The organism is Ruegeria sp. CE9, from assembly GCF_056537425.1.
In genome coordinates, this window is the sequence record NZ_JBQFRO010000005.1 from 297,797 (window position 1) to 313,974 (window position 16,178).

11 protein-coding genes are annotated in these 16,178 nt (G+C 55.7%); 4 read left to right on the top strand and 7 right to left on the bottom strand.

Annotation, left to right across the window (positions count from 1 at the left end; translation table 11 throughout):
• Positions 1 to 13: 13 nt before the first annotated feature.
• From ACR0B3_RS12390 to ACR0B3_RS12405, 4 genes are all read left to right on the top strand, one after another.
• The gene (locus ACR0B3_RS12390; RefSeq protein ID WP_480809351.1) at positions 14 to 1,480 is read left to right on the top strand and encodes a DUF4153 domain-containing protein; all 1,467 of its coding nucleotides are present in this window, start codon (positions 14 to 16) and stop codon (positions 1,478 to 1,480) included.
• On the top strand, positions 1,458 to 2,135 hold the full coding sequence (locus ACR0B3_RS12395; RefSeq protein ID WP_480809352.1) for a response regulator transcription factor: 678 nt from the start codon (positions 1,458 to 1,460) through the stop codon (positions 2,133 to 2,135). Before ACR0B3_RS12390 ends, ACR0B3_RS12395 begins: the two co-directional genes overlap by 23 nt.
• Positions 2,123 to 3,112 (top strand): sensor histidine kinase, encoded by a 990-nt coding sequence (locus ACR0B3_RS12400; protein WP_480809353.1) that lies wholly within the window; start codon positions 2,123 to 2,125, stop codon positions 3,110 to 3,112. Before ACR0B3_RS12395 ends, ACR0B3_RS12400 begins: the two co-directional genes overlap by 13 nt.
• A 186-nt stretch (positions 3,113 to 3,298) precedes the next feature.
• Complete coding sequence (locus ACR0B3_RS12405) at positions 3,299 to 5,512, top strand: NADP-dependent isocitrate dehydrogenase (RefSeq protein WP_480809354.1); 2,214 nt, start codon at positions 3,299 to 3,301, stop codon at positions 5,510 to 5,512.
• A gap of 382 nt (positions 5,513 to 5,894) precedes the next feature.
• Here the strand turns inward: ACR0B3_RS12405 and ACR0B3_RS12410 are convergent, their stop codons facing one another.
• The 7 genes from ACR0B3_RS12410 to ACR0B3_RS12440 all read right to left on the bottom strand — a co-directional run bounded on the left by ACR0B3_RS12410 (position 5,895) and on the right by ACR0B3_RS12440 (position 16,171).
• Positions 5,895 to 7,001: a peptidoglycan-binding protein LysM gene (locus tag ACR0B3_RS12410; protein ID WP_480809355.1), complete on the bottom strand. Its 1,107-nt coding sequence runs from the start codon at positions 6,999 to 7,001 to the stop codon at positions 5,895 to 5,897.
• A gap of 44 nt (positions 7,002 to 7,045) precedes the next feature.
• The gene (locus ACR0B3_RS12415) at positions 7,046 to 8,308 is read right to left on the bottom strand and encodes a peptidoglycan-binding protein LysM (RefSeq protein ID WP_480809356.1); all 1,263 of its coding nucleotides are present in this window, start codon (positions 8,306 to 8,308) and stop codon (positions 7,046 to 7,048) included.
• A gap of 23 nt (positions 8,309 to 8,331) precedes the next feature.
• Positions 8,332 to 9,111, bottom strand: coding sequence for a PP2C family protein-serine/threonine phosphatase (locus ACR0B3_RS12420; RefSeq protein ID WP_480809357.1), 780 nt, complete (start codon positions 9,109 to 9,111; stop codon positions 8,332 to 8,334).
• A complete protein-coding gene (locus ACR0B3_RS12425) occupies positions 9,111 to 10,112 on the bottom strand; it encodes an FHA domain-containing protein (RefSeq protein ID WP_480809358.1) in 1,002 nt (333 codons plus the stop codon). Before ACR0B3_RS12425 ends, ACR0B3_RS12420 begins: the two co-directional genes overlap by 1 nt.
• A gap of 200 nt (positions 10,113 to 10,312) precedes the next feature.
• Positions 10,313 to 12,502 (bottom strand): serine/threonine protein kinase, encoded by a 2,190-nt coding sequence (locus ACR0B3_RS12430; protein ID WP_480809359.1) that lies wholly within the window; start codon positions 12,500 to 12,502, stop codon positions 10,313 to 10,315.
• Positions 12,503 to 12,842: 340 nt separating this feature from the next.
• Positions 12,843 to 14,132, bottom strand: coding sequence for a dynamin family protein (locus tag ACR0B3_RS12435; RefSeq protein ID WP_480809360.1), 1,290 nt, complete (start codon positions 14,130 to 14,132; stop codon positions 12,843 to 12,845).
• Positions 14,129 to 16,171 carry a dynamin family protein gene (locus ACR0B3_RS12440; RefSeq protein WP_480809361.1) on the bottom strand — a complete coding sequence of 681 codons (2,043 nt, stop codon included), beginning with the start codon at positions 16,169 to 16,171 and terminating at the stop codon, positions 14,129 to 14,131. Before ACR0B3_RS12440 ends, ACR0B3_RS12435 begins: the two co-directional genes overlap by 4 nt.
• Positions 16,172 to 16,178: the final 7 nt, after the last annotated feature.

Here is a 16,178-nt window from a genome sequence, read left to right on the forward strand (position 1 = left end):
AAGGAGCAGTAATATGGGACAGTTCATCGTGCGCGGCGTACCCGCGACGGTTTTGCAGGACAGCTGGTGGCTGGATGCACCCGGCAATGAACCAAGCCAAGGTGCCGACAAGACAGAGCAGCGCAATAGACACGCCGTCATTGGCATGGTCGTTCTGATCGTACTCGCAGACGTTTTATTCTTTGATCATGCTCTAGGTATTTCTTTAGCAGTTTTTGCTTTGGTGGTTGCCGTCGTCGTATGTGTTTTGTTGCGCCGCCGCGCTGGCCTCTCAGGGCCTGCAATCCTCTTGTTGCTTAGCGTATTGCCCGCGGTTGAGTATGTTCAGGCTCTATCCGTGGCATTCTTGTTGGCAGGGTCGGCTATTGCACTGTGCTGGGCGGCGACAGGAACACACCAAAGTGCATCGCTCCGACGCTTATTGGCGATTTATCCCCTGCTGGCTATGCGTCATGCGATTAACGCTTTCCAAATCGGCCCGACCACCAAGCACGATGATCGCATAGTAACTCGTATTCTGCGCGACTGGGGTTTCCCAGTTGGAGGCGGGTTGATCCTTGTGTCTCTGATGGCCACTGCCAACCCGGTCTTATCCGAGCGGATTGATCAAATATGGCGGTTTGAACTTCGGCCTGAACGGCTTTTGTTCTGGCTTGGAGCAGCCATCGCAATCTGGCCTATTCTGGCTGTTGCGACACAGCCGGAGTTAATTGCACCCCGGATTGGCCCCAAGCGGGCACGTGACTGGTCGGCCTTTGGTTTGAATGCTCAATCCGTTGCGAATGCCCTGATCTTGTTCAACCTGCTACTGGCTGTCCAAACCGGGATGGACATGTTTATTCTCTGGGGCTATGCGGGCTTGCCTGACGGGATGAGCTACGCTGAATACGCACATCGCGGGGCCTATCCACTTTTAGCAACGGCCTTACTGGCAGGAGCCTTCGCTCTGGTTGCGCGGCCTTTTCTGACCGAGCGACGTGGGTTGACAAGATGGATGATGCTGTGGCTTGCGCAGAATGTTCTGCTGGTGATCTCGTCCCTGATGCGTCTGTCGCTTTACGTTGAGACATATGGGCTGACTTATCTGCGCATTCACGCCGTCATTTGGATGGTGCTGGTTGTTATAGGCTTGTGCATGACCGGCTGGCAAATACTGCTGGGCAAATCGAACCGCTGGCTGCTGCTGCGATCAGCAGGGCTGGGTATCGGTGTGCTTTATGCGTGTTGTTTTGTGAATTTCGCGGCCTTGATTGCCCGCTGGAATCTTGAGCACCCGGTGCGGTTCGACATCTACTACGCGTGCCAATTGAACCAAATGGCAGCTGCTGAGTTGCAGAAAGATCAAAGGCTTCAGGACTGCGCGCCCCCCCCGGTCATCGACAATTGGAGGAATTGGGGCTTTCGCGCGGAACGGGTGATCCGTAATCTGTCCACTGAACCTATGCCGGAGAAGGTTGATGAAAATCCTCGTCGTGGATGACGATCCCCGCCTGCGCGAGCTGGTTTCGATCACGCTGGAACGTGCCGGATACCAGACGATCACCGCACGCGATGGTCAGATCGCGCTGACCCATGCCATGCGTGAGGCACCTAATCTGGTCGTTCTGGATGTGGGTCTGCCCGAGATTGACGGGCTTGAAGTTTGCCGCCGCCTGCGAGCGCGTTCGGACGTTCCGATCCTGTTCTTGACCGCACGCGATGACGAGATTGATCGCGTTCTGGGCTTGGAATTGGGGGCAGATGACTATGTCACAAAACCCTTCAGCCCTCGTGAGCTGGTGGCGCGGATCAAGGCCATCTTGAAACGCAGCAAGGCGGGTGGTGTTGAATTACTCCTGCGGCATGGTCCGGTTGAAATGGATGTCTCGGCGCATTCGGTCCGGGTCGACGGCAACGCGCTTGCTTTGACCGCTACCGAATTATCGATCTTGCGCCGGCTGATGCAGACGCCCGCGGCCATCGTATCGCGACCGCAACTGGTTGATGCGATTTATGGAACGGGCAGTCCGGTGTCGGATAGAACACTGGATAGCCACTTGCGAAATCTACGGCGGAAGTTGGGCGATCAGGGTTGGGGCGGTGCCATCGAGACCGTGCACGGGATCGGGCTACGGATGGGTGCATGGCCGGGCTAAGGCGCAAATGGCGTCCATCTCTGGGGCTTGTTCTTGGCGGAGGTCTTGCGGGTACACTCGTCTTTTCCCTGCTGGGCTTGATTGCATTGCGCTATCTGGGACCTGAAATAGGGTTTCGAAATACTGCAGGCTTTCTGACGATCCTGATTGGATGCGCGACAGGCGTGCTTGGCTACTTGCTTGTTCGGCTTTTGTTGCGCCCAATCTCGGCGCTGGCAGTCTTTTCCGAAGCGGTCGAGCAAGGCCAAAGCGCCGAACCACCCGATCAATATGGAACGCAAGAGCTATCTCGTCTCGCAGGTTCGGTGTTGGGTATGGCGGATACATTGCAGCGGCGCGAGGCATCAATCCGTGTGTTCGCAGATCACGTCACACATGAGTTGAAAACACCCGTCACGGCCATCCGAGCAGCCAGCGAATTGCTGACCGAGGCCGACACGCTTTCTGATCAGGACCGCGAGTTATTGCAACAGATACTCGGCGCGAGCGACCAGATGCAGACACAGCTCGACGCTCTGAACCGTGTCGCGAAGGCGCGGATCCCCGAACACCATGGCGCAACCCTACTCAATGACCTTGCCGGTGAGTTACGAGCATCCTTCCCGGACCTGAACCTTGCGTTTCAAGGCGGGGATCAGACGTTGCCGTTGGCAGCCTCGGGTCTACGGATCGTCCTGAAGCAGCTACTGGACAATGCCCAACGTCACGGGGCAGGGCGGGTGACTTTAGCGGCAGGGCCCGGAACCTTGACGGTTCGCGACGATGGACCGGGCATTTCCGCGGGCAACCGGGATCGCATCTTCAATCCCTTTTTTACAACCACACGCGAGCGAGGAGGGACCGGCATGGGGCTAACCATCGCAGCAAGCCTTCTTGGTGCGCATGGCTGGCACATTGCGCTGGTCCCATCCGATACCGGAGCATTGTTCAAAATTGAGTTTCCGAGCGCCTTAAAACAGGGCGCTGCGCAATTCTAGCACCACCCGTGTCAATTTGCGCGGCGTAATACGATTGATCCCAAGCCATTCCTCATTTAAGGGAGGCCCTGTCAAATCAGAGTCACCCGTGGGGCGATTGCGTCTCGTTACGGCTCGGTGCCCAAGTCACGACGGCACACACTCTTGGATCGCACGCCCCTGAAAGGCTAAAAAAGGTAAGGGAATATGGCAGAAAAATCGAACTTCGACGTATTGTATACCATTGTAGACGAAGCGCCTGAATTGGCGAGCGCCTCGTTCCTGCCCATCATCCGCAAGTTTGCGTCAGCCGCTGGCGTCAGTGTTGGAACCAAGGATATTTCTCTGGCCGGGCGCATCATTGCCACCTTTCCTGAGAACTTGACAGACGAACAGCGCATCACCGATGATCTGGCGGCACTGGGTGAGTTGGTGAAAACACCAGATGCGAATGTCATCAAACTGCCCAACATTTCGGCGTCAGTGCCCCAGCTGGTGGCCGCCATCGAAGAGCTACAGTCACAGGGCTACGACATTCCGAACTACCCTGAAGAGCCTTCAACAGATGAGGAAAAGGCGATCCGTGCGCGGTATGATGCAATCAAAGGCTCGGCTGTGAACCCCGTTCTACGTGAAGGTAACAGCGATCGACGCGCCGCGCGGGCAGTAAAGAACTATGCCCAGAAGAACCCGCACTCGATGGGGGAATGGAGCGCAGACAGCAAAACCAAAGTTTCCTCGATGCCGGGCAATGACTTCTACGCCAACGAGAGATCCGCAACGATTACAGCGGCGCGGGCTGGCGATGCCAAGATTGAGTTTGTCGGCGAAGACGGAAGCGTTACGGTTTTGAAAGATGGCTGGCCCCTCGCTGAAGGCACCGTGGCGGACGCAACTTTCATGTCGGTCAAGGCGCTGTCATCTTTCCTGGCTGATGCCATCGAAGACACCAAGAAAGACGGCACCATGTTCTCGCTGCACATGAAGGCGACGATGATGAAGGTCAGCGACCCGATCATCTTTGGCTATGCGGTCAGGGCTTGGCTGGCACCGGTATTTGAGAAATTCGGTGCAGAACTGGATGCGTTGGGTGTAAATCCAAACTCTGGGCTGGGTGATTTGCTTGAGCGGGTTCAGGGCAATGCAGATATCGTTGCAGCGATCGACGCGATCAAAGGCGATCGCCCGTCGATGTACATGGTGGACTCGGATCGCGGCATCACCAACCTGCACGTCCCGTCAGATGTGATCATCGACGCCTCGATGCCAGCCGTTATCCGTGCCGGTGGCAAAGGTTGGGATGAGACCGGAGCCAAGGGCGACACCAACTGTGTGATCCCTGACCGCTGCTATGCGCCGGTTTATGATGAGGCCATCAACTTCTTCAAAGCCAATGGTGCGCTGAACCCAGCGACCGCAGGCGCCGTCGCAAACGTTGGCTTGATGGCGCAGAAAGCCGAAGAATACGGCTCGCACCCCTCAACGTTCGAAGCGCCTGCAGATGGTACTATCCGCATCGTACTGGCCAATGGTGAAACGCTGCATGAGCATGCGGTTGAAAAGGGTGATATCTGGCGCGCCTGCACCGTCAAAAAGGCCCCGATCGAGAACTGGATTCAGCTGGCGATGGACCGTCAACGCTTGACTGGTTCGGAAGCCATCTTCTGGCTGGATGCCAACCGTGCCCATGACGCTGAGCTGATCAAATACGTCAAACCGGCGCTTGAGGCTGCTGGTGTGGCCGACAAGTTCCTGATCATGGCCCCGCGCGAAGCGACGCGCCAGTCGCTAGAGACCATCACAGCAGGCATGGACAGCATTGCGATCACCGGAAACGTATTGCGGGACTACCTGACCGACCTGTTCCCGATCCTCGAATTGGGGACTTCGGCCAAGATGTTGTCGATCGTAAAACTGATGAATGGCGGCGGCCTGTTCGAGACCGGCGCGGGCGGCTCCGCCCCGAAGCACGTGCAGCAGTTGGTCGAAGAAAATCACCTGCGTTGGGACTCGATGGGCGAATTCTGCGCATTGGGTGAATCCCTGAATTTCCTTGCCGACAGCAAGGGCAACGCCAAAGCCGGTGTTCTTGGTGCTGCTGCAGAGGCTGCGACGCAGGGCATTCTGGATAACAACAAATCGCCCAGCCGCAAGGTCGGTCAGCCAGACAACCGCGATAGCCATTATTGGTTCGCCCGTTACTGGGCCGAGGCGTTGGCAGCACAATCTGATGATGCGGAACTTGCCGCCGAGTTTGCTCCGCTCGCAAAAGAGCTGGCAGATAAGGAAGAACAGATCCTGTCAGAGTTGGCGGCGGTACAGGGCGGACCGGCGGATCTGGGTGGCTACTACCACGCCGATCCGGCCAAAGTTGCAACCGTGATGCGCCCCAGTGCAACGTTGAACGCGCTTATCGGATAAGCTGCACTTCACCCAAAGTACCAAAGAAGAAACCGGCCTAAGCAGGCCGGTTTTTTTCCGCCCCAGAATAAGAAAAAGGCCGGCCCCCATAGCCAGCCTCTTTCTGAGTGAGTGGTGGGGCTTACGCCTCACCGGTGCAGTTAAGTTTATCCTACCCCTATTACTCGCGCTGAATATTGGGGGATTCCCGTAGAGAGGCCGATTTATTTGACGATTTATGTTATTTTTAACTTATATGTCTGCTTTTAATGGCTGAAACATCGATTTTGGCGGTTTTTCAGGTCCTGCCAGCTGATCGACGAGAACCACAGTGAAGACCGGGAACAGAAAAAAGGGCCGGTCAAAAGACCGGCCCCAAAGAATGGTCATATTGACCGAGGGATTAGTTGGACGCTGCGTTCAGCTTTTCGTTCTGCTCACGAAGACCGTCCGAGATAATCGCGTACCACTCGCCAGATTCGCGCATCTCGACCAGACCTTTGTTCATCATCGCGATGTATTCGCGCGCGAAGGGGTTGGTGCGGTGGGCCAGGAAGCTCATCGACGACAGCGTGGACACATAGGGGTTTTCGGCGATGTCTGCCGACGTAAGACCCATATCTGTCATTGTCGATGCGAACAGGTCCACTTCGAACGCGGCGACATCTGCGGTTCCGGTCAGAACGGCATCCAGGCATTCGCGGGCCGTGTTGGGTTGAATCACAGTTGTGTTGTTGCGGTTCAAGCCAACCTCTTCGAGAACAACCATGCTCCAGCCAGCCATGCGGCAGATCGTCGAGCCTTCGAGGTCCGCGAAATCAGTCGCGGCTGCATAGTCACTTTCAGGCAAAGTATAGAAGCCACCCACCACGTCGTAGACCGGCACAGAGGCTACGAACTGTGTGCAACGCATTTCGGTCTCTTCAGACCACTCGTAAGAGCGGTTGGTACAATCTGGGATCGTCCAAGCGATAGAGATATCGAACGCGCCAAGAGGCAGCAGGGTTTCAAGGTGTGAGCTCCAGTCATCAACAAAACTGACCGAGAAATCACGGCTGTTGCCGGCACGCTGAAGGCTGGTTGTCGCGATGCGCGTCATGATACCGCCACCGCTCAGGCTTTCGGTTGTGAAGGGCTCCCAACCGTTGCCAGCAACCAGCTTGATCGGCGGCGCGTATACGTTCGAGCGCTTAACGCTTGCTGCGCGTTGTTCTTCTGCAGCGATGAGCTCTTGCGCGCTTTGACCGTTTGGCAGGCTACCATCCTCACAAGGCAGGGCCAGAACCAGACCGGGTTCCAGCGAGCCCGGATTGGTGACCGCATTCCGGTTTGCGTTAAAGATCGGCTGATAGTTCGAGGTACCGTAGGCAGCGATCGCAATGGTCGCCAGCGTATCGCCGTCCTGAACGGTATAGTTGGAGCAGGCCTCTTGCGCGGCAGCCGCACCAGCGCTCAGGGCAGTGAAGGCTGATGCCGATAGTACTGCTTTCTTCAGATTCTTATTAAACATGTCCACTTCCTCCAGACGTTTGTTTTGTCAGGCCAACCAAGGCCTTAGCCATTTTCCATTTGATAGCGCAGCGCGGTCGAAACGATATCGCGCCATTCGCCGGATTGCTGCATGATTGCCAGACCCTGGTTGAGCGTCTCAAGGATCGCTTCCCCATCCGGATTATCTTTGTGGGTCATAACGTTAAGCGACTTTATCGCCGCCAGGTTGGGGTTTTCGATAATCTGATGTTCATAGCCCAAGCGTCCGATTGCCTCGACAGCCAGGTGGGCTTCGATCGCGACAATATCGGCTGAGCCATCCATGACTGCATGAAAGCAATCATCCGGTGACACCGGTCGCATCAAAGTTACTGCGGGCTCGTAAAGACCCACCGCATCCATATGCGACAGAGACCACCCTTCCGGACGGCAAATCGTTGTACCAGCAAAGTCTGCATAGGTCAGTGTCTGTTCGTATCCGGATCCGGCCTTCCCAAAGAAGGTATCCACAACTTCGTAGAAGGGGTTCGAGAAATTGTAGGTCTCGCAACGCGAACGGTCTTTTTCTGACAGAGCCTCAGCCTCTTCACAATTCGGGCGCGACCATGGGAAGGTTGCGTCAAAGGCAAGAGTTGGCATCAGCAGATCCAGATGCGACGACCAGTCATTGACGAACTGGATCTTATAGGCTTGCTCTGGTGCCGCGCGAAGCATCGCGGTTTCAACCAGATTGGTGTAGAGCCCGCGATTGGGCAGCGCCTCATCCGTAAATGGGGCGTAGTTGCTGCCTGTAATCATCAATATCTGACGGTCACGAACCTCGGGGCGCTCCCCAGCATCAGCGTTGCGGATCAGCGCCGCTCCTTCTGCCCGTGCTGCCTCGATCTCTTTCTTGGCTGCGGCTCGCGCCGCGATCACTGCATCCTCGCTGGCCTTCTTGGCTTCGGCCTCGGCGGCAGCAACGCGAGCTTCAGCTTGGGCGATAGCTCTCTGCGCACGTTCCTCAGCCGCTTTGACCAGTTCAGCGGCCATCTCAGCTGCCATGCGACCAGCTTCGGTATCCGGCAGCTGTGCGGTCCGTCCAATATCTTCAAGACAAGGGAAAGTCAGAATATCGCCAACACGGATGATGTTGGGGTTCGAGCCGATAACGTCCCGGTTTGCGTCATAGATAACCCGGTAGTCTTCTGTCGCGTAGACCGCGATTGCAAGCTCGCGCAAGCTGTCGCCGGGCTGGATTTCATAGGTCGAACATGCCTGTTGCGCCGAGGCCGCCCCTGTTGCAGCCGCAAGAGCCAGGCTGGATATGATAAGATGGTTTCTCATTTGGTCCTGTTTCACTGCCTTGTTTAAGCTTGTGCCGGTTTGACCACGGCGATTGAAATATTGTCCTGATCCGGGTCCGCCTTGGCATTCAGCGCCTGTAGCAAGGCGTCTGCAATATCGCGAGCGGGGGATTGGATATGCGTGCGCAGTAGGGATTCGATCTCGGAATCACTGAGATATTGAAGCCCATCACTGCCAAGGATCAGAACATCTCCGGCGACCAACGTCAGCGGCTGTTCTGGGCAATCCACCTTTGGAATCGCGGCACCCATGATGACCGAGGTCAGCTGATTGCGGTCTGGATGCGACTGCGCCTCTTCCACGCTAAGCAAACCCTGCTCTAGCTGTGCATCAATCATCGGCGCCAGCGAGTGGTCTTCGTTGATCTGCGTCATCGCATCGTTACGGAATAGGTAAAGCGGACTGTCGCCAATCGAAATCCAGAACACACGCTGATCCAACATCAGCATGCCCAGAAGGGTGGAGCCCAGATTGACCTCATTTTCCTCGCTATGGCTGGCCATGGCGGCATTGGCCTGCATTGCGGCCAACGGCAGAGCGTCGAGCAGAGCGCTCTCGGCAAGGTCGGGCCCATCCAACTGGGCATCCATTGCATCACGCCAGGCTGAAATGACCAACTGCGAAGCAACTTCGCCCGCTTCATGGCCACCCATCCCGTCCGCAACAACAACATAACCCGCGTCTGCTGAGTCGGAGACCCGCGCAGCAATCGCGTCTTCCTGCGAGGCGCGCTGACCCTGGTCCAGGATCAAAGCGATATCATATGCAGGGGTCGCCAGCATTAATCGGCATCCCGCCAGTCAAAGCCGTCATCACAGAATGCGGTGAAGCGGATCGAGGTTTCGCTGATCCGGATCAGGTCACCGCTGGACAAAGCAATGGTGCTTAGAACTGGCTTGCCGTTCAGCCGCACCAAGTTGGCCTTGCCGCCATGGCCCAGATAGCATTTCCGATCCTCAGGATCATATGCAATGACAGCGTGATTGCTGCGAGAGATCCCAGTGTCGCCGAAATCCAGCTGAATGGCCTGATCGTCATTCCGACCGATCTGCATCAGCCCTTCGGTCAAGGTGACTGCAGCACCCCGTCCTGGACCAGCCGTCACAACCAGCCAACCAACCGGGAATGTCTGTTGGGCAGCTTCTTTTTTCTCAACGGGCTCTGCCGTTTCCATGAGCTCCTGAACATGCGTGTCTGCACGCTCGAAGCCCAAAAATGTGGTCTTCACACGAGAGCGGCGATCCTCAGCAGGTGCAGGTGCAGGTGCAGGTTCGGGTACAGGTGCAGGTGCGACCACGGTTGGTTCCGGGGCGACATCAACAGGCTCCGGCTCAGGTGCAGGTGTGGGTTCTTCGACGATTTCCGCCTCGACCGGAGCTTCGGAAACAACTTCAGTTTCAACGGCTTCTGGTTCTGCAACGATGACTTCAGGTTCGTCGTCTTGAACCTCGTCTTCCGGGGTCAGATGAAGTGTGACAATCTGCTCGTCTTCTTCGACCTCTTGAACCTCAGCCACTTCTTCTTCGGTGACCTGATCTTCAATCTGGTCTTCCGTGAACTCGGGCATCGGTTCTTCTGGGATCAGTTCGTCTGCTTCCTCGTAGCTGTCCGAGCTAACGTTTCCGCCCGCAAGGGCTGCGCGCAAGGCATTGAAATCCGCGATCGGAGCGGGGCTTTCTGTTTCTGCCGTTTCCGCGACGGTTTCAGTTTCCACCGCATCTTCGTCTTTCGGTTTTCCGGCACCTTCTAGAAGCCGGCTCAGGGGGCTTTTGTATTTAAACATGGTGTCGTCACCTTCTTTGATTTCTGATGCGGGGCTTTTCCCACAGGACTGCTACAAACCGCTTCGCCTAAGGCGCAGGGCACTGATGAAGAGGAAACAGAGAAACATTTACGTCGCGACGGGCCGGTTCCCGACGGGATGACGCAATCGGCGGCACCCCCAGCAAACTGTAACTGGCGAAATTTACATGAACCGGGCGATCACTCCTGCGTTAGCTGCATGACCGCAGTATTTTCAGTTCCGTCGCGCAGTACATTTATGCGCGCTTCGGGTTCGTTCTGGGAAACCAGTTGAGCAAGGATGCCATCCAAACTCTCGGGTTCGTTGATCGTGGCACCAGTCCGGGTTTCACGCAGCAGCACGTCTCCCTGCTGCAGACTACCAGACCCTCCTTCCGGAACAGATGTGACAACGGTCTGCCACCCTGCATCACCGGCATGACGCACATCAAATGTATACCCGTTTGTGAGGCCGAAACTGCGGTGGGCGGGCAGTGCCAGCAATCCATTCTGCGCGCGCGTTTCACCCAAGCTGCGATAGCGGGCCGCAACACGGATGTACCCATCTGGGTCGACCGTGAAATTGTCCAGCACTTGCGATGCAAGCGTTGCATCCGCACGAATGGGCTCACCGTTCAGGGTAAAGATGGTAGCGCCACGCTCGACCCAATCACCGATTACCGACTTGTCTTGACCTGCATTCAAGCCATTGATGCCGATAGTATTCCCGGTCGAGCTGCGACGCTTGGACATCGAAAAGGGGATTTCAATGTCCCAGTGTCCAAATGCCACTTGGTTTTCTGCCAAGTTAATCGGTGTTGCGGTTTCGAGAGGTGCCACTGCCTCAGCTTCGGCAGGCGCGGCTGCCTCGGCCGTAGGCTCCGTGTCGTCGGGTTCCGCAACAGCAACTTCCTCAGTTTCCGGCGCTGGCGCAGAATCATCTGGCGCATCTTGTACCTGCTCGACAGGTTGGTCTTGCGCCACCTCTGGTTCTGATGCCAAAGCAACCACGGCCTGTTCCGGCTCTGTTACGGCTTCGGCAGTCTGCTCGACCGGTTCCGGCGCTGCTTCGACGGGCGCCGGAGTGGTCGGAGCCTCTGCAGTAACCGGAGTTGCCTCGGGCGATTTCTGATCGCCCGTCATCACAAAATATCCACCTCCGGCCAATGCTGCCAAAACAACTGCAATACCTGCGATCATTTTACCGCTGCCGCCTGAGCCACTTTTGACAACGGTGTCTACCGCAGTCGTTGCCTCATCCTGAGGGGTGAACTTGGCCAGATTGTCGTCGGGCTTTTCTTCGTGCCCGAGGGTCAGATCAGCGTTTCCAGCCAGAAGAGCTGTTACAACAGCCTCGGCATTTTCGCTTTCGGCTTTGATGCGCGCTTTCTCGGCCTCTTCGTCTTTGCGATCCATGCCCACAATGACTGAAACCGGACGATACGCGAAACTGTCGAACATCACATCGGGCCCACGGAACATGCGCAGCCACTCTAGTGCCGTTTGCAATCGATCAGTTGCGTGAACCTCCATCGCTTTGTCGATCGCTTCAAGGAAACCATCCGGATAGCCTTTGAAACGCCCGGCCAACGGGGTGTAAGGATCATCCTGGCCGTTGTTGAAAGCGTTCAGACGGGTCTGGCCATCAATTGGGCGTTCGCCACTGATCGCGTGATAGAGCGTCGCAGCCAGCACATAAAGGTCACTGCTTGGGCCTTGGTCTGCGCCACGCACATAGAACTCATGAGGGGAATACCCATCCTTGATCACCCGCAGTGTCAGCAAGGCCGCTGATTTGTTCGCCGCCTGCTCGCGCGCTGCGCCAAAGTCGATCAGAATGGGCTCACCATTTTCATCGATCAGGATATTGTCCGGCGAGATGTCGCGATGCAGCATGCCGCTTTGGTGAATGAACGACACCGCCGACAACATCTTTTCGGTGACTTGAATGATAAAGTCCGGGCCACTCTTGTTTTCAGGGTTCTCGACATAATCCAACAGGTCACAGCCGCGGATCAAATCCATTGCGATGTAAGCTGTGTTGTTATCTTCAAACACCTGATGCACATCAACGATGTTCGGATGCACCAGGCGCGCATGGTTGCGAGCTTCTTGAATAAAGAGATCAATGATCGCGCGCAGATCATCTTTGTGATCAGGATTGGCCGGTTCTACCAGATCTCCGTTCCGCTGGCACAGCGCACCTGGATAGCATTCCTTGATGACGACATCGCGTTCCAGACTATCGCGTGCGAGGTAAGTTATTCCAAACCCGCCATTGCTGAGAAACCGAAGAATTTCGTACTGACCGCGCAGCAGTTTTGCTTCGGGTTTCAGTCCTTCGATATGAGGTTCGTCGTGCGATGCATCGACTGCCTGGTTGTGGCTCATTTCTTCCCGCCCATATTACTCGTTTTTTGCGGTATAAATTACCAGGGCTTCGGCCCACGAACTCACAACCAAACACAACCGCAGGACACTTAAGACGGTTAGACGTTTCAAATTTGACTTTATTGGGGCCGCCTGATGGCTTCACTAAGGATCAAAAATACCTGAATCGCATATTTAGTATTCAAGGTTATTCCGATCACCATATATGGTGATCTTTTGATAATTTATTTGGATTCTATATCGCTGAAATACAAGCTTGGTCCACGAAATCGAAACAATAGCGGAGTGATTCCGATCCGTTCGAATCGCTGCAATGCGGCTCAATTAATGCGGGAAATGCTTAGGTACCGGTTTTGGAAGGTGCAGACGCGACCGAGCTACCAGCCCAGGCAAGATTGTCACCAAGCTGCGCAAGAATGCTTACCGCATCCTTCAAGGGCGCGTCGCCGCTTTCGAATTGCAGCAGCAAAAGCAGGTCTGTGGCCTTTTCAAACTCTGCCGGAATCCAGTCCGCCTCGGGATCAATTTCAGACCCAGACTCCAGTCTTTCGGCGAAGTCCTCGACGATTTCCTGACAGCTTTGCAGAAAGGCAGCCGGTTCGATATCCGAGCTTTCACGAAGATCGTTGTAGATACTTGCGATCGCGGCGAGCCAATCCTCAAGGATTGGATTGTCCAGGGGGGGAAGGGCGGATTCCAGGCTTGCCTGTACGGCCTTGGCGTCCGACTCTGCGTCATTTGCAGGGGCTTCACCAGTGAGGTCTTCCAGATAAGGCAAGAACCGTTCGGCCAAATCTCTTTGAGCAGCTTCCAGGTCGTGGCGGCGGTGATCAGACGCGACGCGCAAGACCTGTTCTGCAAGGTCTTGACCGCCGCATGTTTTCCAAAGCTCAAAATCAGGTTCGGGTTCTTGTTCCATCGCGCGAACGGCGACAGGAGTACCTATTGGTACGACCGCACGGAACAGATCGCCCTTTTCCTTGTTCAGACGCGCAATAACCCGATCCAGCGAATCTCGAACCGGAGGAAGATCAGCATGCGTCACTGCGAGCAGGCTATTATCGCGCAGTTTTTGCGGAACTTGTGACCAAAGGTGACGTTCTGTTTCACGCCAGGCGTTGGTGCCATTCGTGCACCAGATCGCGCAATCAACATAGTCCAGCAAGCTCAGAGTCTGTTTGTAAGTGTCATCCAAAGCACCCGCACCGGGCAGATCAAACAGCGAAATTTCCTGCAGGGCAGGGGTGTTCAACCCGACCGAAATGAAATCGGGTTCGTCCGCTGCCGCCTTTTCCAGCGCAATGCCAGAATAGACCTTGGGTTCCTTATCCCACCAGCCAACAGTGGTTTCCGGTGTCTCGGCATAGGCCACAATGACAAGGGGCAGCTTCAGATGTTGCGGCCCTGTGGGCAGGATATCAGCCCCCGCCAACATGTTGGCAAGACTTGACTTCCCAGCACCAAATTCCCCTGCAAAACCAATTGAAACCGCATTCGAAAGACGCTCGGCATAGGCCAGCGCACGGGCACGCATGTCATCAAGCTCTGCCGATGAGGGCGCGTTTTCGGTGACGGTCAGGAAACGCTCCAGCTGGCGCACTTCCTTCTCGGTTCCGGGGAATACAATCATTCTGCGGCCTCTGCCTGTCGATTATCCACGGGTGCGGTTCCATGTACCGCACCCAGTTCATCGCTTATACGACGTGCTTGGTCAACCGCACGTTGCGCTTCTGCGCGCGCATTCGACCCATCCGGGCCAGCCCGGTGTTCGAGATGCCCGGCCAGCAGCGCCAGATAGTGATCAAGAACAGTTTTCATCCGTTCTGCCAGATCACTTCTGGCGGTATCCACCAGATCATCACCGATCATTTCAAATTCCTGAACAATCATCCGTTCGGCGCGGTTCAGGACACTGCGGCGCGAAATCAGTCGCGACAACCATGTCACGCGCAGCTCTACCGTGATGCCACGCGTCAACGCGCTTGTATCCGGTCGGAACCAGCGTACTGCACTTGTGTTCATGCGATTGTCTACCGGCTCTTGCCAACCTGGAAGGGCACGCAGGGCCGCATTGGTCTGCATATCAATCGCATAGAGTTCGCTGAGCATGCGCTGGCGTACGACTTGCGTTGCACCTTGGACAAGTTCACGCATCCGCTCGCGCAGCGGGGTGAAGTTCAGCTCAGTATCCCCATCTTTGGCCAGCAAGGGCGATTGACCATCCGGGCCACGCACCACGATCGAGACGGCCTCGGCGACAGTGTCATCCATAACGCCACGCAGGTTGGCCAGTACATCGTCCATGTCATTGGTGATGGATTTGGTTTTCTCGTCAACAAGCGCCCGCAATTCTGCGAGCGTTTTGTTGTTTTCCTCTACATCCGCTGTGTTCGGACCATCATTGTCCTCTACCGCGCGTAGCCGCGCTGTGCTGCGTTCCAGCTCACCCTGCGCAAAGCTGTTGAGGTGTTGCCAAGCAATGTTGAGTTGTTCTTGACGCGGTCCATCGGTCAAAGCCTTGGTCACATGGCGACGCAGATCCGGCAAGCCCGATGCTATCATCGCGGCAAAGCGCAAAACACCCTCACGGCTGATAGGGCCGGGGCCTTGCTTGATCTCTTCGACACCCTCAAGATATTGTTTCATCTGGTCAGGGTGGGCGCGCAGCCACGCCAAAATCTGATCATGATCAATGCCGGTTTCGTCGCCGGTCAACGCATAGTGGGCCCATTGGGCGCTGCCCATGAGAACGTCAATTTCTGAATTTCCAAGCGCTTGTTCGAGCCCGTCCAACACATCGGCACGCACCTTGGTTGCATCTTCGGCACCACCGCCCAACTCGTCCACGCGATTGATGAAAACCACGATCTGACCCAGCTCTAGCGCCTGCATCAAACGGAACAGTTTCAGGTCAGCCCGTGACAGAGCCTGATGCGCAGAAAGAACCACAACGAAGAAATCTGATTCCTTGAGATACTGGCGCGAGATTTCTTCGCGGATCAACAGCGGGTCATTGACGCCGGGCGTATCGGTAACTGTAACTGGATATGGGAAATGGCCGATATCAAAATAGACTTCGGCCTTGCGTGTGATATCGCTGTAGAGCCCCCGATCAGAGCCGGGATCAAATTGGCCTTCGTCCGTGGGATCGTCCCCGGCACACACATAGCGCGCCAGATCATCCGAATTCAGTTCGTCCAGATCGTGATTTTGACCAAGCAGGTGTTTATAGCTTTCACCCAAGCGCAGTTTGGCGCGCGTTTTCATCGCCTCAACCTGCTCTTCGATCATTTCGCGCTTATAGCTGTCCTCTTCATCAGGGAACATATTGCGCAGCTCTTCGCCTTCGGCGATCAGAGCCTGCCACTGGCTGTTATCGAAGAAATGAAACTCGGCACCCGAAGTTCGTCCCGAAGGATGGCCGAAATGCATGTCGGTGATAACGGTCGTCCAGGGATTAACATCCGAGGGAAGATATTCCGCCTGTCCAGTAAAGCCATTGATCAAACGTGACTTACCCGCCTTGATCTGGCCTACGAAAGCAATCGAAGGCTTGAGGTTCGACAGGTCGTCAATAATGCGCGAGATGAAATGACGTGTTTCGTCATTACTCATCCCATTCATATCTTCTGCGATGCGAATAAGTTCGCGGCGGTTTAATTCACTCATAAGATTT